Raw genomic sequence first — 15592 nt, forward strand, 5'->3', positions numbered from 1 at the left:
GGGTCTCGCCGGATGCCGCCCGTTCCGGCACAGTGGTCCCGTGACGGTCGATCTTCCGACGCCGGTGTCCCGGCGCACCACGGGCACCGAGGTCCTACTGGTGCTGGGCGTCTCGCTGGGACAGTCGGCGATCTACTCCGCGGTCACCATCGTGGCCCGGCTGACCGCCGACAAGCCGCTGTCCCAGCAGACCGCCACGCTGAACGCCTCGCAGTCGGACCGGCCCTGGCTCGACCTGACGTACCAGCTGTTGGGGATCTTCTTCGCGTTGGTGCCGGTGCTGCTCGCCGTACACCTGCTGGGCCGGCAGCCCGGCGACGCGCGCGGGCTGCTCGGCCTGGACCGGCGGCGGCCCGGCCGGGACCTGGGGTACGGCGCGCTGCTGGCGGCGGTGATCGGGCTGCCCGGGCTGGGCCTGTTCTGGGCGGCGAAGCAGCTCGGCATCAACGCGACAGTGGTACCGGCCGGCCTGCCGCACGTCTGGTGGGCGGTGCCGGTGCTGATCCTGGCCGCCGCGCAGAACGCCGTCCTGGAAGAGATCGTCGTGGTCGGCTACCTGGTCACCCGGCTGCGCGAGCTGGGCTGGCGGACCTGGACGGTGATCGGCGCCAGCGCCGTCCTGCGCGGCTCCTACCACCTCTATCAGGGCTTCGGCGCCTTCCTCGGCAACGCCGTGATGGGCGTGATCTTCACCCTGTTCTTCCTGCGCACCCGCCGCGTGCTGCCGCTGGTCGTCGCGCACACCCTGCTGGACGTGGTGGCCTTCGTCGGCTACTCGGTGCTGCCCCGCTCCTGGCTCGACTGGCTCTGAGCCCGGCCGGCCGCGCCCCGGGGGCGGTACCGGGCCACCGCCCGGGCGGCCAGCCGTTCCGCGCCGGCCGCGCCACCACCGGCCGCCACCAGCGGTCCGGCACCCGGCAACAGCCGGGCCACCAACCGTACGGCCATCCAACCGCCGCCCTGCGCCAGCAGCGGCGCCGCCAGCCGCTGACCGGCCAGAACCAGCTTCTCCACCGACGGGACCTGATCGCCGCCGTGGTCCGGACCGGCCGCGGGTCGGTCCCGCACGTCCGGCCGCCCGCCGGCGCGGGCCTCGGCCAGCGCCCGCCGGGCCCGGTCCTCGTCGGGCTCGATGCCGGACAGCAGCAGCAGGTCGACGGCCCGGTCCGGATGGGTCGGATCCTGGCCGTAGGCGGCGGCCAGGTGCAGCACCAGCCCGGCCTGCGCCCACGAGGTCAGCGCCAACTCGGCGAACGGGGCGAGGAGCCCGACCGCGGTGGCCATCGCCGCGCCCGTACCGGCCCGGCGGACGAACCGCCGGGTGGCCAGCGCGGCCACGCCGTCCGGGGTGGCGTTCGGGTAGTCGGCCCGGATCCCGGCCGCCCAGTCCCGGGCCCGGGGGCCGATCGACGCCACCGCGGCCAGGGCGAGCAGCTCGGGTGCCTGCTCCGGCCGGTCGGTCAGGAGCCGGCCGACCACCACCAGGTCAACCCGCTCCGGGGTACGCCGTACCGGCGCGTCCGATTCCGCAGGCGGTCGGTCGACCGGCGTACGGTCCGGGGTGGCGACCGTGGCCGCGGCCGGGGTGGGCTCCGTGGGCGGGGTAGCGGTTGCCGGTGCGTCGGTGGGCTTCCGCACCGCGCCGGCCTGCTTGACGGCGGCCGGCGTCCCGGTGACCGTTGTGGTTTCGGCGGCTACCGCCTTCTTCGCGGCCTTCTTGGCGGCGGGCGTCTTCCTGGTCGGTGTGGCGGTCCCGGTCGGTGCCGTCGCCTCGGTTGGTGCCGCCTCGGGGGGCGGGGCCTTCCTGGCGGGCGCGGCCTTTTTGCCGGCCGCGACCTTTCTGGCGGGGACGGCATCGTGGGCGGGGACGGCCTTCTTGGCCGGGGTGGCTCTCTTCGTTGCTGCGGCCTTCTTAGCGGGTGCGGCTTCCTCGGCCGGGGTGGCCTCCTGCACCGGCGCGGGCTCCTTTGCCGGGGTCGCCCGCCGCACCGGCGCGGCCTTCCTCGCAGGGGTCTTCCGGGTCGGGACTGCCTCGGTTGCCGGGGTGCTTCCGGTGGGCGGCGTTGTTCCCCCGTTGCCGGCGGCGTCGGTCGGCGGGGTGGTCCCGCTTCCGGGCGTGGTGCTGGCCCGGGGCGGCCGGTCGGGATCCGGCTCGGCGCGGACCGGCGGAGAGGTCGGAGGTTGGAACAGCACCCCTGGCACCTGGCGCGGGGCGGGCCGGGCCGGGGCCGGTCGCCCGGTCGGCTCGGACCGTGCCGGCCCGGCCGGCTCGGGTTGCGGCGACCCGGCTGCGGTGCGCTGCTGCGGCTGGGCCGGGGTGGACCGCTGTGCCGGATCAGCCGCCGGGCGGGTGCCGCGTGAACGCGGAGCCGACGTCGACCGGGGGCGGTTGCTGGGCTCGCGGGACGGCTGCTCCTCCATAGCCAGGCAGCCTAACCGGGTCGATAGATCTTCACCTCTTGGAAACGGACAGTCCTTCGGTCTGTTGCCCGGACCGGACGCGGGGCGCCACCCCCGTACCGTCCGGGACGGGATGATCTGGCCGGTTTCCGAGGTCTGAACGGCCCGGGTGGTGCTTCGTCGGGGCGCGATCGGCCAGCCGTTTTGCCCGTCCTACGCCGGACCTGTATCCTCGGTCGACGGCGGTCCGTGGGGCCGCCGTGGAGACTTCGCCTAGTCTGGTCTATGGCGCCGCACTGCTAATGCGGTTGGGGTTAACCGCCCCTCCCGGGTTCGAATCCCGGAGTCTCCGCGCAAGGTCGGGGTGTGTAGACTGGCCGAGCACCAGCGCCCGTAGCTCAACGGATAGAGCATCTGACTACGGATCAGAAGGTTAGGGGTTCGAGTCCCTTCGGGCGCGCTTATCTGAACAGGGAAGATAGCCGATTGGCTATCTTCCCTGTCGTCGTATGAGTCACGTGTGAGTCACGCCTGTGGCTCACGTTCGGTGACTCGCCGGACGCTGCTGAGCTGGTCGTTCGTGCCAGCGCGCAGCGGATCGGCTGGACGCGCCCGAAGGGCCTGGATCCCTGACCTCTGGTCCCTGGTTAGATGCCAAATTCGTTAAGGAAAAATTTTGCATCTAAGCTACGGGAACGAGAAGTACGGCCGTAATGCCCGGTCTCGGGGTCCGCATGCGGGTTGCTCGCCTGATTCGAACAGGTCAGGGCACACCGTCGGTGGGCGTCGCGACGCCTTCAGGTGGTGCCGCTGATGTGCACCTCGGATGGGCTGGGCCGGGTGTACCGGCGGTGTGGCTGCCGTGACGAGGAGACGGGTAAGCAGTTCGGCGTTCGCTGCGAGCGCCTGGCGGACCTCAGCCACGGGCGCTGGTACTTCTCGCTGCAGGTACCCGGCGTGGATGGCGGTCGTGATCGGGTTCGGCGGGGTGGCTTCGCGACTCTCGCGGAGGCGGAGCGGGCCTGCTGGGAGTTGGCCCAGTTGCCGGGGCCAGAGGCGGTGGCGCGAACCTGGACGGTGCGCCGCTGGCTGCGCTTCTGGCTGTCGGAGCTGGAGGGCCGGTTGAGGCCCACGACGGTGCTCAACTACCGCAGCATCGTGGAGAAGTACCTGATCCCGCACCTGGGCCGCTTTCGGTTGAGCAAGCTGCGCGTGAAGACTGTTCAGCGGGCCATGGACGCGATCTGTCGTCAGGTCGTGCGCGGTGGGCGGCTGATCTCGCCGGGCAGCGTGAGCCGGATCCGGGCCGTGCTGCGCAGCGCGTTGTCGGAGGCGAGACGGCAGGGCATCGTCGGCCACAACCCTGCGCGGAATCTGCGGCTGCCGAACGGGGCTCGCCCGCACGCTGTGGTGTGGGATGACGAGCACGAGGTGGTGTGGCGTGAGACTGGCGTGCGCCCACGGGTCGCGGTGTGGGACCTGGACAACCTGGCGCGGTTCCTTGAGGTGGTGCGCGACGATCCGCTGTTCGTGCTGTGGTGGCTGGTGGCGCTGCGCGGCCCGCGTCGGGGTGAGATGGCGGGCCTGCGTTGGGAGGACATCGACCTGGCCGCGGGAGAGCTGACGATCAGGGAACAGGTCATCGTCATCGGCGGGAGGGAGCACCTCGGCCCACCCAAGTCGGTGGCGGGGGTGCGGACGTTGGCTCTCGACGAGGCCACGGTGAAGCTGTTATGGGAGTTGTGGCATGAGCAGCGGCGCCGACGCGGTGGGGTGGATCCGAAGAGGCGGGTCTTCGTCCACGCGAACGGGCGCCCGGTGAGCCCGGACTGGCTGACGCGCCGGTTCGCGAAGCTGGTCAAGCAGTTGGGGCTTCCGCCGGTGCGGTTGCATGACCTGCGGCACGCGGCCGCGGGGCTGGCGTCGGCGGCCGGGGTGGACCTGAAGATGATCCAGCACGACCTGGGCCACGCCAGCCCGGTCACCACCGCCGAGACCTACATCTACGTATTCAAGAAGATGGCCAAGGAGGCGGTGCGGGCGAGCGCCGAACTACTGCTGTCGCACGCGAAGATCCGTATGTCGCTGGAGGGAGCCTCGCAGGCCTGACTGTCCTGGCGATCGCTGTCACCGAACCCCTGCGGTGGGGTGGGCAGGTGGGCTGGGCGTCGCCGGAATCGGTCGGGCTGCCCGGGGAGGCAGGGACATGTTCCCGCCTCCCCGGGCAGCCCGTGACGAGATCGTCACCGGCTTTCGCGTTCCCGCCTACTCCGGCCCGTCGGCGTGACCTGGTCCCTTGTCTTGGACCGCCTTTGCGCTGCGCGGGCGTCGCCGGCTGGCTTCGTTCTCTCGGCGGTCGTCGGGCACCGCGTTGCGGCGTCGCGACGTCCAGCGGGCCGCCGCATCTCGGCGCCCGGTTTGCCGGCGTTGAGGACGAGGCGGGCGGTGGCCTCGGCAGCCTTGTGCTGGGTGGCGGGCAGGCTCGTGGTGTAGGTGTCGGCGGTGATCCGGATCGTGGCGTGGCCGAGTTGATGTTGGATGGTTTTCAGGTCGGCGCCGGCGGTGTGGGCGAGGGTGGCGGCGCCGTGGCGGAGGTCGTGCAGCCGGATCGGGGGTAGCCCGGCCCGGTCGACCAGGAGCCGGAGTCGTTGGGTGAGGTAGCCAGGGTGCACGGGTAGCCCATCGGGGCTGGTGAAGACGTAGCCGCTGTCGTGGCAGACCTCCCCGCCATCGGTGCGGCGGGTGCGGTGGTGGCGTTGCCGTTCCGCGTGCCGGCGCAGGATGCGGACGGTGTGCCGGTCCAGGGCTATGGTGCGGTGGCTGGTCGCGGATTTGGGTGGGCCTTCGTGGACGTCGTAGCCGGCGGTGGTGCGTTGCCGCACGATCAATAGTTGGCGGGCTTGCAGGTCGATCTCGGTCCAGCGCAGGCCGGCGGCTTCGCCGCGGCGCAGGCCGCGTAGGGCGATCAGCCACCACAGGGCGAACAGGTTGTCGTCGCGGACGTAGTCGAGGAACGCGGCGAGCTGGACCGGTGTCCAGACCGCGACGGACGGCCGCTCGCCGGTGGCTTCCCACTCGGCGACCCTGTTCTCGGTCCACAGCCGCGCGAGGGGGCGTTCCTGAGCGGGTAGTTCCACTCGCCGGGCGGGGTTGTCCACGATGAGGCCCTCCCGCGCGGCGGCGTTGAGCGCGGCCCGAAGGGTGGTGTGGACGTGCCGCAACGTGCACGGCGTCTGTGGCTGGCCGGACCGGTTGCGGGTGGCGGCGATCTGCGTGAACGCAGCGTTGAGCTGCCGGGAGGTCAGGTCGCCGAGGACCAGATGCCCGATGTGCGGAATGAGGAAACGCTCGACGTCGCGGGTGTAGTGCATCCTGGTCGTCGGCCGGATTCGGGTTCTGGTCGACAGCCAGTACCGCAACCACCGGGTGACTGTCCACGACCGGCCGGCCTGCTGCTCCCGCGACAGGACCAGGAACTCGTCGCGGGCCCGCCGCGCGGCCGCCTCCGACGCGTACCCACCTCGGCGCACCCGCTCGGCCTGCCCGAGCAGATTCCGCGTGGAGCAGTGGAAATACCAACTTCCATGATCAGGCTCAGGCAGCCTCAGGCAGCCCTTGCCCAGCGCCCGCCTGGTGACCGGGTCCAGGCAGCCGCACCGCTTTACGATCGCACCCTGGTTCTTCATCGTTTCTCCCTTTGTTGTTGGTGGTCACACCCTCACCCAGGGAGATTGGGTAAAAATCGGTTACCGGACTGGTTCACGATTTCCATCGACTACGAGCCGGTCAGCGCGCGTAAGAGACTCTAGTTCAGTTCGTGATCCGGGATTCGACCCTGGCCCGGAACCGGCCCGGAGGAGGTAACGGGTTCATGTAAGCCGCAAACCCGGAGCCAGCGGATGCTTCCCGCCACGCCCGCGCCAGCTGGCTGCCCATAGTGCACCGCGACATCGTCTGCGACGATGGCCGGCGAGTGCAGCCCTCGCGGTGCGGGTGTGGATGGCTGGTGGACCGCAGCGGAGCGAGCATCGGCTCTGCCTGATGGCTCCGGAGCGTGCCGTACCCGGTCGCCGGGATGTTGTGTGCTCGATACCCTGGGTGGTCGTGACGATCCGAAGCCTCGTGCCGCTACCTGTGCGCCGGCACTTCCGTGATCTCAGCGCCAGCTACAGCACGCTTCGTTTGATCGCCGGTATGTGGGAGGACCAGGGGTTCACACCGTCTGGTGATCCGAACGACGAGAGCGGCGAGCGGCGCGGGTTTTGGCGTGAGTTCGAGGACAACGTGGACTGGACTGATCCTGGCCATGTGAACCGTGTACTGCGGGTCTACGAGACGCTAGTCGACGCGTTCACGCCGGAGGATTTGGCGAGTACTCGCAAGTTCATGGATCGGCAGGGCTTCGACGTCGATGCCGAGGGAAGAATCAGGCCAAAGCCGGATACCGCACTCACCATGGTCGCGGCGATGCCGCGGTCGCTGACCGCCTTGCGGGACCCGGCGATGATCCTGGACTCTTTCGAACGGATCAATCGAGCGCTTCCGACCGACCCGGCGCAGGCCATCGGCTCCGCGAAGGAGTTGGTCGAGGCGACGGCGAAGACGGTGCTGGAAGAACTGGGCGTGCCGTTCGAGGACAAGACGGCCAAGCTGCCGCAGCTCATCGACAGGGCGCAACGCGAGCTGGGACTCCACCCACAGACCGTCGCGCCGGGGCCGGACGGTAGCCAGGCAGTCAAGCGTATCCTTGGTGGGCTGTCGGGTATCGCGCTCGGTCTCGGTGAGCTACGCAACGAGGCCTGGGGCACCGGCCACGCCGTCCGCCGTACCGGTCTTCGGCCCCGTCATGGTTACCTTGCGGTCGGAGCGGCACACACCTGGTGCCAGGTCATCCTCGACACGCTCGCCGACCCGTCCGCGCCTTGGCGTACGCACGCTGCCACGACGGCAGGGTGAGAGATCATTCGGCGACCTTCTCAGCCCGCCGGTCTGGCGCTCCGGCCACACGGTGGGGGACGCCCGGTCGGTGTTTCCTCGGTCGTTGGTACCTTTCGGACCGGCGACCAACTGGTTACCTTGGGTACGGCAGTACATCCACATAGGTGACGGAGGGCCGGGTGCTCAGCTTCGAGGAGCAGAGCTTCGTCCGAGCCATGCTGCGGCGGCTCCTCGAAGAACGCTTCGGCAAGTCGTTCGAGCGGTTCTTCCAGAACCTGATGTGCGCCCGCTATCCCGACTTCATCGATGTCAGGACCCACGGCAACCTCGGTGACATCGGAGCGGACGGGTTGAGCCTGCATGACGGCAAGCTCTACGCGTGCTACGCGCCCGAGGTCCCGGATGCAAAGGCTGTCCGGACAAAATTCACCGATGATCTTGAAAAGGCGATTGCCAAGCGACGAGACCACTTCGACACCTTCGTGTTCGTGCACAACGACCTGCGCGGCGTCCACCCGGAGCTGTCCATCCTGCTGAGCGAGGCACACGCCGCGCATTCGAGTCTGCGGTTCGAGCAGCGGGGCCCGCAGCATCTGCACCGGGAGCTGTGCCGCCTGGAGCGCGACGAGATTCAGGAGTTGCTCGGCTGTGAGATTCCGGTTTCGGAGCGTGTGTACCGGATCGGGTTGGAAGACCTAGAGCCCCTCCTGACGCATCTGGTCGCGCAGCGGCGTCAGGCGACATCTCAGGCGCCCGCCCGCGAGGTCCCGCCTGAGAAGCTTGCCTACAACCGCCTTGCTGTCGAGGATCGTGACGAGATCATCTCGGCCATGCGGTACACCCCGTTGGTGGACGAGTACTACCAGCAGCGTCAGGACGTCACCGAGCGTGACGAGGTCGCGCAGGGCTTCAACGCCTACTACCAGCAGGTCAAGGCTGATTACGACGACCCGGGGGACGTGTTGTGGAAGCTGCAGGAGTACGTCGCCGGCAACGCACGCGGCCGACGCGATCACGAGCGGGCCGTGATGGTCGTCTTGGCGTACTTCTTCGAGACCTGCGACATCTTCGAAGAGCCGCCCACCAACTGGCGGGCCCCAGCCCTACAGGGAACAGGCCGATGATCACGCCGACGAAAGGCATCGCACCACAGCGGGCACTTCTGGTCGTCGGGGCGCAGATCTTGCGGATCCTCGACCAACCGATGACGATCAGCCAGACGTGGACAAGGCTGCGGGAGTGGCGGACCGCCAACGGGCACCACGCGCCCGTACCGTTCTGGTGGTTCGTTCTATCCCTAGATGTGCTGTTCGCGCTGGGAACGCTGGGGCTGGAGCGGGAACTGCTCACGAGGAGGCAGGCGGATGTTGCGTCAGCTCGGAGCCGATGACCCTCGGTTCCGGACGCTGACCTTCCACCCCGGGCTCAACATCCTCGTCGCCGACATCACCCCCGGGTCACGGGAGACCGACAGCCGCAACGGCGCCGGCAAATCCAGCATGATCGAACTACTGCACTTCCTCCTCGGGGAACGGGCAGACGCATCCACCCTTGCCGCACGGCCGGAACTGCGCGGCATCGAGTTCACCCTGTCACTCGACTGGCCGCAGCTCACCACACCGCTGCTGGTGAGACGCACTGGATCACGCCACGGCTGGGTACACCTCGACCCGCTGCCGCCAGCCACCGACCGCGGCCAGCTCGAACTGAACACCGGTCACCTCCGGCTCGCGGAATGGCAGCGCCTCATCGAACGCGACCTCTTCAGCCTGCCCGACGAGCACGCCGGCATCAGCGGCCGAAGCCTGGTGTCCTTCCTTATCCGCCGGACCAGCTCCAACGGCTACAACACCGCGGTGCGTAGTCACGGACGGCAGTCGGACGCCGACGCGACCACGAACCTCGCCTACCTCTTCGGCCTCGACTGGCACCTCGCCGACCGCTACCGGCTCCTCAAAGCGCGAGACACCGCACGGACCCAGATGCAGAAGGCCGCCCAGGACCCGCTGCTGGGCCGGATCATCGGCAAGGTTGCGGACCTGCGTAGCGAGATCGCCCTGGCCGAGCGGCGGGTGCACGATCTGGAGCGCCAGGTCTCCGAGTTCCGCGTCGTCCCGCAGTACGAGCGCCTGCGTGAGCAGGCAGACGCGCTTGACCAGCAGATACGACAACTACGCGCACGCGACGTCGTGGATCGGCGCAATCTCCAGGACCTGGAACACGCGCTGCAGGAAACGACCGACCCTGACGTCAGCTATTTGGAGCCGGTATACGCCGAGCTCGGCGTGTTACTCAACGACCAGGTGCGGCGGCGGTTCGACGAGGTCCAAGCGTTCCACGAATCAGTGGTCCGGAACCGGCGTCGCTACCTCGACGAGGAGGCCGCCACCATTCGGCAACGCCTCGCCCAGAGCGAAACCGACCGCCAACGCCTCGGCGATCAACTCGCCGCCACGCTACGCACCTTGCAGGAGGGCGGCGCTTTAGAAGCGCTGACCACACTCCAACAGGTCCTCGCGCAGCAGCAGGCGCTCCTGTCCGCCCTGCGCCACCGCTACGAGGCCGCCCAAGCCCTTGAAGCGACGAAACGAGAGATCACCCAGGCGCGACTGACGCTGCAGCAGGAGATGGACCGTGACATTGAGGACCGGCGGGGCTTCATCGACGAAGCGACGGTGCTGTTCTCCGAGTTCGCCAGACGCCTCTACGGCCCCGGCCGCACAGCCCACCTCAAGTTCGAAGCCGGCGACAAGAGCCTGCGCATCGATCCGCACATCGACAGCGACAACAGCGCCGGCATCAGCAGCATGGTCATCTTCTGCTTCGACCTCACCCTCAGCGTCCTCGCAACACGGGCAGGACGCGCCCCCGGCGTCCTCGTGCACGACAGCCACCTGTTCGACGGCGTCGACGACCGCCAACTGGCCGCAGCCCTGTCACTGGCCGCAGAGGTCACCAGCCGCGAAGGTCTCCAGTACATCGTCACCCTGAACTCAGACGATCTGGACAAAGCCCGTCGGCGAAGCTTCGATGCCGACGAGTTCCTACTGTCCCAGCGATTGACTGACCGCTACGACGACGGTGGCCTCTTCGGCTTCCGATTCTGAGCGGCTAAACAGCATGCCGACGGTAGCCTTGCAGCCGCCCTATCCTCCATGTCGCCCAACTGCTGCTACCACCGAGCGGTTTCGTCGCCGCGTCCAGCGTTACGACGACGATTTAGGCGGCGACGGATGCGACACCACCCGTCGCCGACAGCACGCGGGCCGAAGGGCCATTCCCGTATCATCTTGATCCGTCGTGGTCGTGCTGAAACGGCTACCGCGGTTGCGCGAGAGGCTGCACCATCAGCCCGGAATGTGGGATGGTCTGAGCGGGCCACGCATGCTCGTCTGCGGACTGGGGTGACGTTGTCGGCGGCGACGTCCAGGCCCAACACCTCACGCTGACCGTCGGCGTTAACCCCGACCGCGATCAGCGCGTGGACGTTGACCGTGCGAACGGCCTCACGCACTTTCATGGTCAGCGCGTCCATCCACACGAACGTGTAGTGCCCCGAGTCCAGGGGTCGGTTACGGAACGCCTCCACCTGCGCGTCCAAGTGGGCTGCCATCTCCGAGACCTGCGACTTCGACAGCTGCCGAATGCCGAGCTGCTCAACCAACTTCTCCACCCGCCACGTCGACACCCCCAGCAGATAAGACGTGGCCACCACCGACACCAGGGCCTGCTCGGCCCGCCGCCGGTGCGTCAGAAGCCAGTCCGGGAAGTAGGAACCCTGCCGCAGCTTTGGGATCGCCAGATCGATCGTCCCGGCCCGGGTGTCCCATTCCCGGGCCCGGTAACCGTTACGGGAGTTGACCCGCTCATCGCTGCGCTGCCCATACGCGGCACCGCAGACCGCGTCAGCCTCAGCGGACATCACCACCTGCGCGAACGTCTTGATCATCGCCTGCGCGTTGAAGCGTGGTTAGGGAATCCGGCACGATCCCGAAGCTTGGATCGCGCGGGTCGCCTGGCAGCCGTTTACGGTACTGGATCTTCGCGGCGCACGCGGAACGACCGGAACATCGCCCGCACCCGCTTGAGGATCATGAAGATCGTCAGCAGCAGGTGCACGCCGGCGAACACGACCAGCAGTGTCGATACCCGGCCGAGCGGCTTGTCGGTGTCGGTGAACATCACGACCCCGCCGAGTAGGCCGGTCAGGACGATCCCGACCAGGACGGCGTAGCTGACGTTGGCCCGAAGTTCGTCTGCCAATTGATCGACGAACTGACGCATCTGCGGCGGCAGGGTGTCGGTCGCGCGGGCGGTGAGGTCGAAAATCAGCACGAACACGTTGAAGATCAACCCGGTGAGGATAGCGATAGCTGCCAGGACGTCGGGCACGTTGCGAGCCCTGCCGTCGAAGTACCACACACCGCCCGCGATCGCAGCCGGCACGCCGAGGTAGGCCAGGTAGTCCGCAGGGCGGCGCCGCTTGGTGCCGTAGTTGCGCAGCGTGTCGTAGTGGTCCTGCACCAGGGCGATGGCTGAGAACTTACTGCTCTCTGTCCGTCGCATGGCTTAGCTCCTCCTGCGGCAGTGTGAGCCGGGTCTCCAGCGCCGCTCCCGACCAAGTGCCAGTGTCCCATTGGGGTCTGACAAGAACACCGACCGCAGTCGATATCTCATTGATCGTCCTCGTCACCTCGCCGTAGAACCGGCCGTCGTCGGGCTTCTCGCGCCCCGGTAGGTCGTAGACGAAGGACGGGACGCGCTCGGCCGTCACGGTCAGCGTCGTGCTCCGTTCCCCGACGGTCATGACGACGCTCAACTCATCGAAGTCGACGCCGGTGACATGCAGCAACCGCCGACGTGCGGTGTCGTCCTCGCCGCGTAGCTTGGCCACCAGGCTTCGCTGGAACTGCTTGATCTTCCCGGGCATGATCTTCAGTTCGAGCTTGCCGGCTTCCGCGTCCTTCGTCGTCATCTCCACCGCGTCGGCGACGTCTTGGGGCAGACCGCTGCGTCGCAGGGTGATTTGGTGGGCCTGGGCCTCGACGAGCAGCTTGGCCAGCCCTTCCTCGTCGACCACCGACGCGATGTCGAGGATGTAGCCGTTGCTGAAGTGGCGAAACCGCTTCGACAGCGCGGGACCGAGCAATGTCTTGGCGCCTACCCGGCCCTGCACCTCCAGTGCGAGCAGACCGGTCGTCGAGTCGGCGGGTGCGAGCAGCAAGCCCCTCAGCGTGGTGTGTTCGATGTGCCGGTCATCTCGGTGGAATACAACTGTCTGGTCGTCATCGCGGTCGTAGAATTCCGACCGTTGGCCACTGTTGCCTACCTTGACGCAGAACCGTACGGCGCGGCCGGCCGGCTCCAGGGTCTTCACGCTGAGGTGGCGTTGACGCTCCGACACGGGCTGCCCCGCAAGGCCGTGCAGCACCCCATAGAGGATGGGCAGGGCATCGGTCGTGCCGTCGAACGAACCGAGGGGCTGAGGATCGCCGCCGTGCGGACGCACCCGGAAGGCGGACAGGGCGTAGCCGTACTTCATGCTGAAGGTGTTCTCCTCCATCCGCTCGAAGGTCGACGTTGCGGAAGCCGCGAGGGCACGAACCCGCGCTGGCGCGAGGGGTGCATCGTGTCGCGGCGAAACTCGGCCTTCATCGGGCACGATGCTAAGCGCCTGGCCAGAAGTCTTGTCCGTAACCCTCGGGTAGCCAGGGTGTGGTCCAGGGGGCGGTGGTGGTGAGGTTCTGGTCGGGGGTGCGGTGGCGGAAGAAGGTGTGGGCTTGCCGGATCCGGTCGGCCATGGTGGCGGGGGCGGTGTTGGCGATGTGTTGTTTCAGTACGGCCCACATGCGTTCGACGGGGTTGTCCTGGGGGCTGTAACGGGCGCCGGTGATCAGCATGAGGCGGGGGTGTTCGGCCAGCCATCGTCGGGTGATAGCGCTGTGGTGGGTGGTGCCGTTGTCGCAGATCACGGCTACGACGGGCGCGTTGGGGTAGGCGGTGAGGAGGAGGTCGAGGAAGTAGCAGAACACGACGGAGACGTTGCGGACCGAGACGTGGTGGTGGAAGGTGCCGGTGGTCAGGTTGACCGCGCCGTGCAGGGTGCGGCGGATGTTGGTCCCCGGGGTCATCACGCGGTGGCGCAGGCCGGTGGGTATCCAGCAGGCGCGGATGCGGGCGATCAGGTCGAGGTGGGTTTCGTCCTCGGCGAGGACGACGGATCCGGCGGGCAGGGCGGTGACCTGGTCGCGGATGTCGGCGCAGATGGTGTCCCGGTCGGGGTCGCTCTTGGCGATGAGTCGGGGTCGGCACCAGCGGGCTTGTTCCCGGATGCGCCGGTACACGGTGCGCAGGCTGATTTTCGGGCGGCCCAGGGCACGCCAGACGCGGCCGGTGGTCCACGCCTTCGGGGTGTTCAACAGTCGTCGGATCCGGTCGCCCAGGTGCCGACCGCCCAGTCGGGGCCGGCCGGTACGGGGCCGGTCGGGTAGTCCGTCGACGCCTTCGAGGTCGTGGCGGGCGATCCACCGGCGCACCGTGACCGGGTCGTAGTGCAGCAGGGCGGCGATGTCCGCAGCGGGCATCCCACCAGCGGACAGCAGGATCATCACCGCGCGGGTGGCGACTCTCCACTGTCGGTGCAGGACGTCCACGAGTTGGTGGTACTGCTCGTCGGACACGTTGGCGTACACGTGCGCAGGGCGCATACTGGCGAAGACCTCGTCGGGATGATCGTTGTGTGGAAACTCGATCAAACTCCCGGCGAGGTCTTCACGTCGGTATCAACATCAACTCGGGCGAGTTACGGACATAACTTCCGGCAACCCGCTTAGATGACCAGGAAGGTCAACGTATGATTACTCGGTGCACCACGTCAAGGAGCCGAGCTCGCGTTCGGCAATTGAACGCTGACTAGGTGCGTCACATGTCGCACCCGGGGGGTTCGGTGGCGGGCTGACCGGGTCCCGAGCCGGAGCGCGGCGGCTCGCGCGAGGTCGACATCAAGTCCACACAGATACGCCTCGTCCACACAGATACGCCTCGGCACCCGACGGCCGAGGTTGAAGAACAAGCTCAGAGACGATGAGCCATCTCGTTGGCTTCGAGTCGGCTGAAGTGCTGTTCAACGAAGGCGTACCTTTGGGGTGCGGTCGCTCGCAGCCATTCGGGCCGGGCGAACAGCGCCACGACCGTCTCGGCGAAGTCCTCTCGCGGGTGGGTCCCGGCGTACGAACTCATCGGGGTTTCGCCAGTGGCGTACGAGCGCGAACAGATGCTTTCCCACTGTGCGCGCTCGGCCGGCGTGAGGTGCTGCCGGTAGATGACATGGGCGACTTCGTGAATGAGTGCCTGCAGCAGGAGCACCCGCTCGCCGAGGAGTCCGCCCTCTGCGGCATGTCCGGCCGGACTGCCGTACAGCTCGATGTGCGGCGGCAAGCCTGACGCCGAGACCCGCGTCACGGCGGCGTGGTTCGGTTGCTCCCGCAATTCCGGGGCATAGCGCACGCTGCCGATGCTGGCTAGTACCTGCGCCGGGAACAGCAGCAGCCCTTTCGCCGCGAACTCGGCCGCGGGCGCGTCGAGGCCTTCCTGGTGGATACCATCGGCAGCGGACTGGCGTGCGGCATCACGCAGTACCTCGGCCGCCGCGAAACCCACGACGGCCTTTCCGATGACGGCCGCCCGTGACCCGCCGCCACAGTTGGCCGCGGCGTAGTTTCGTGCGAGCTTGCCACCGGTCAGCAACAGCGTGGCCGCGCGGGCGCAGGCACGGGCGGCAGCGTCCATCGCCGCGGCTGCAGCTTGGCCCGCCGCCCGGTTCCCGGTGCCGGCGATCGTGACCCGTGCGGCAGTCATAGCCAGCTGACGCGCGTGTTCGTGCAGCGCGGAGGCCAGCCCGTCGGTGTGGTTGCCGAGGTACTGGACCGCCTCGCACAAATGCTCCAGCTGCGACTGGCCGCCGGTCACAGCGATGCCGCGTAGCGCGCCGCCGCTGCAGCCGCTGCCTGCAATGCCTGGACGGCTTGGTCGACCTCCTTTTCGGCGGCCTGCAGCGTCGCGATCATCTCCTGGTCGACCCGCTGAGCGCTGCCTCCGATGGTGGAACTCACCTGCCCCACAGCCTGGGAGAATTTGGGTTTGAAGGCGCTGAGCCCTTGGGCCTGCGTGCGGGCCTGCTGGCCCAACTGGTCAATCTGCTGCCTGAGCTGGTTGAGTTGCGACACGATTCCTCCACCTATGGGTACGGCCCGGT

14 protein-coding genes, 2 tRNA genes and 1 pseudogene are annotated in these 15592 nt (G+C 68.2%); 9 read left to right on the forward strand and 8 right to left on the reverse strand.

What is annotated here, in order from left to right; genetic code table 11:
• Nucleotides 1-40: 40 nt before the first annotated feature.
• A complete protein-coding gene (locus ACFOX0_RS12050; protein ID WP_377544806.1) occupies nucleotides 41-811 on the forward strand; it encodes a CPBP family intramembrane glutamic endopeptidase in 771 nt (256 codons plus the stop codon).
• On the opposite strand, the gene ACFOX0_RS12055 is transcribed toward ACFOX0_RS12050, so the two are convergent.
• The gene (locus ACFOX0_RS12055) at nucleotides 772-1953 is read right to left on the reverse strand and encodes a hypothetical protein (protein WP_377544808.1); all 1182 of its coding nucleotides are present in this window, start codon (nucleotides 1951-1953) and stop codon (nucleotides 772-774) included. The genes ACFOX0_RS12050 and ACFOX0_RS12055 overlap by 40 nt on opposite strands.
• Nucleotides 1954-2181: 228 nt before the next feature.
• On the opposite strand from ACFOX0_RS12055, the gene ACFOX0_RS12060 reads away from it, so the two are divergent.
• The 4 genes from ACFOX0_RS12060 to ACFOX0_RS12075 all read left to right on the forward strand — a co-directional run bounded on the left by ACFOX0_RS12060 (nucleotide 2182) and on the right by ACFOX0_RS12075 (nucleotide 4509).
• Complete coding sequence (locus ACFOX0_RS12060; RefSeq protein WP_377544810.1) at nucleotides 2182-2361, forward strand: hypothetical protein; 180 nt, start codon at nucleotides 2182-2184, stop codon at nucleotides 2359-2361.
• A gap of 301 nt (nucleotides 2362-2662) precedes the next feature.
• Nucleotides 2663-2752: transfer RNA gene (locus tag ACFOX0_RS12065), tRNA-Ser, on the forward strand.
• 35 nt (nucleotides 2753-2787) lie between these two features.
• Nucleotides 2788-2860, forward strand: a tRNA-Arg gene (locus ACFOX0_RS12070).
• 353 nt (nucleotides 2861-3213) lie between these two features.
• The gene (locus ACFOX0_RS12075) at nucleotides 3214-4509 is read left to right on the forward strand and encodes a tyrosine-type recombinase/integrase (RefSeq protein WP_377544812.1); all 1296 of its coding nucleotides are present in this window, start codon (nucleotides 3214-3216) and stop codon (nucleotides 4507-4509) included.
• A 134-nt stretch (nucleotides 4510-4643) separates the two neighbouring features.
• Here ACFOX0_RS12075 and ACFOX0_RS12080 read toward each other — a convergent pair whose 3' ends face one another.
• Nucleotides 4644-6086: a tyrosine-type recombinase/integrase gene (locus tag ACFOX0_RS12080; protein ID WP_377544814.1), complete on the reverse strand. Its 1443-nt coding sequence runs from the start codon at nucleotides 6084-6086 to the stop codon at nucleotides 4644-4646.
• A 418-nt stretch (nucleotides 6087-6504) separates the two neighbouring features.
• Here ACFOX0_RS12080 and ACFOX0_RS12085 point away from each other — a divergent pair, with 418 nt between their 5' ends.
• The 4 genes from ACFOX0_RS12085 (at nucleotide 6505) to ACFOX0_RS12100 (ending at nucleotide 10445) form a co-directional block, all read left to right on the forward strand.
• On the forward strand, nucleotides 6505-7356 hold the full coding sequence (locus ACFOX0_RS12085) for an abortive infection family protein (protein ID WP_377544816.1): 852 nt from the start codon (nucleotides 6505-6507) through the stop codon (nucleotides 7354-7356).
• Between the two features lie 161 nt (nucleotides 7357-7517).
• Nucleotides 7518-8462: an ABC-three component system protein gene (locus ACFOX0_RS12090; RefSeq protein WP_377544818.1), complete on the forward strand. Its 945-nt coding sequence runs from the start codon at nucleotides 7518-7520 to the stop codon at nucleotides 8460-8462.
• On the forward strand, nucleotides 8459-8728 hold the full coding sequence (locus tag ACFOX0_RS12095) for an ABC-three component system middle component 6 (RefSeq protein ID WP_377544820.1): 270 nt from the start codon (nucleotides 8459-8461) through the stop codon (nucleotides 8726-8728). The genes ACFOX0_RS12090 and ACFOX0_RS12095 overlap by 4 nt, the downstream gene beginning before the upstream one ends.
• On the forward strand, nucleotides 8703-10445 hold the full coding sequence (locus tag ACFOX0_RS12100) for an ABC-three component system protein (protein WP_377544822.1): 1743 nt from the start codon (nucleotides 8703-8705) through the stop codon (nucleotides 10443-10445). Before ACFOX0_RS12095 ends, ACFOX0_RS12100 begins: the two co-directional genes overlap by 26 nt.
• Nucleotides 10446-10756: 311 nt before the next feature.
• Here the strand turns inward: ACFOX0_RS12100 and ACFOX0_RS12105 are convergent.
• From ACFOX0_RS12105 to ACFOX0_RS12130, 6 genes and pseudogenes are all read right to left on the reverse strand, one after another.
• Nucleotides 10757-11290: pseudogene (locus tag ACFOX0_RS12105) on the reverse strand (IS256 family transposase); the annotation flags it as partial.
• A 74-nt stretch (nucleotides 11291-11364) separates the two neighbouring features.
• Nucleotides 11365-11904, reverse strand: a complete 540-nt coding sequence (locus ACFOX0_RS12110) for a hypothetical protein (protein ID WP_377544824.1) — start codon at nucleotides 11902-11904, stop codon at nucleotides 11365-11367.
• Nucleotides 11882-12901, reverse strand: coding sequence for a hypothetical protein (locus tag ACFOX0_RS12115; protein ID WP_377544826.1), 1020 nt, complete (start codon nucleotides 12899-12901; stop codon nucleotides 11882-11884). Before ACFOX0_RS12115 ends, ACFOX0_RS12110 begins: the two co-directional genes overlap by 23 nt.
• A gap of 103 nt (nucleotides 12902-13004) precedes the next feature.
• Nucleotides 13005-14045, reverse strand: coding sequence for an IS630 family transposase (locus ACFOX0_RS12120; RefSeq protein WP_377544828.1), 1041 nt, complete (start codon nucleotides 14043-14045; stop codon nucleotides 13005-13007).
• A 367-nt stretch (nucleotides 14046-14412) separates the two neighbouring features.
• On the reverse strand, nucleotides 14413-15306 hold the full coding sequence (locus ACFOX0_RS12125) for a hypothetical protein (RefSeq protein WP_377544830.1): 894 nt from the start codon (nucleotides 15304-15306) through the stop codon (nucleotides 14413-14415).
• Nucleotides 15303-15563: a hypothetical protein gene (locus ACFOX0_RS12130; protein ID WP_377544832.1), complete on the reverse strand. Its 261-nt coding sequence runs from the start codon at nucleotides 15561-15563 to the stop codon at nucleotides 15303-15305. Before ACFOX0_RS12130 ends, ACFOX0_RS12125 begins: the two co-directional genes overlap by 4 nt.
• Between the last annotated feature and the right edge of the window lie 29 nt (nucleotides 15564-15592).

Origin of the sequence: Micromonospora zhanjiangensis (assembly GCF_042650605.1) — a bacterium.
Lineage (GTDB): Bacteria > Actinomycetota > Actinomycetes > Mycobacteriales > Micromonosporaceae > Micromonospora_J > Micromonospora_J zhanjiangensis.

Excerpts from the sequence above, each read along its gene's own strand:
- ACFOX0_RS12075 (WP_377544812.1), top strand. The coding sequence starts at position 3,214 with ATGTGCACCTCGGATGGGCTGGGCCGGGTGTACCGGCGGTGTGGCTGC.
- ACFOX0_RS12080 (WP_377544814.1), bottom strand. The coding sequence starts at position 6,086 with ATGAAGAACCAGGGTGCGATCGTAAAGCGGTGCGGCTGCCTGGACCCG.
- ACFOX0_RS12095 (WP_377544820.1), top strand. The coding sequence starts at position 8,459 with ATGATCACGCCGACGAAAGGCATCGCACCACAGCGGGCACTTCTGGTC.
- ACFOX0_RS12100 (WP_377544822.1), top strand. The coding sequence starts at position 8,703 with ATGTTGCGTCAGCTCGGAGCCGATGACCCTCGGTTCCGGACGCTGACC.
- ACFOX0_RS12110 (WP_377544824.1), bottom strand. The coding sequence starts at position 11,904 with ATGCGACGGACAGAGAGCAGTAAGTTCTCAGCCATCGCCCTGGTGCAG.
- ACFOX0_RS12115 (WP_377544826.1), bottom strand. The coding sequence starts at position 12,901 with ATGGAGGAGAACACCTTCAGCATGAAGTACGGCTACGCCCTGTCCGCC.
- ACFOX0_RS12120 (WP_377544828.1), bottom strand. The coding sequence starts at position 14,045 with ATGCGCCCTGCGCACGTGTACGCCAACGTGTCCGACGAGCAGTACCAC.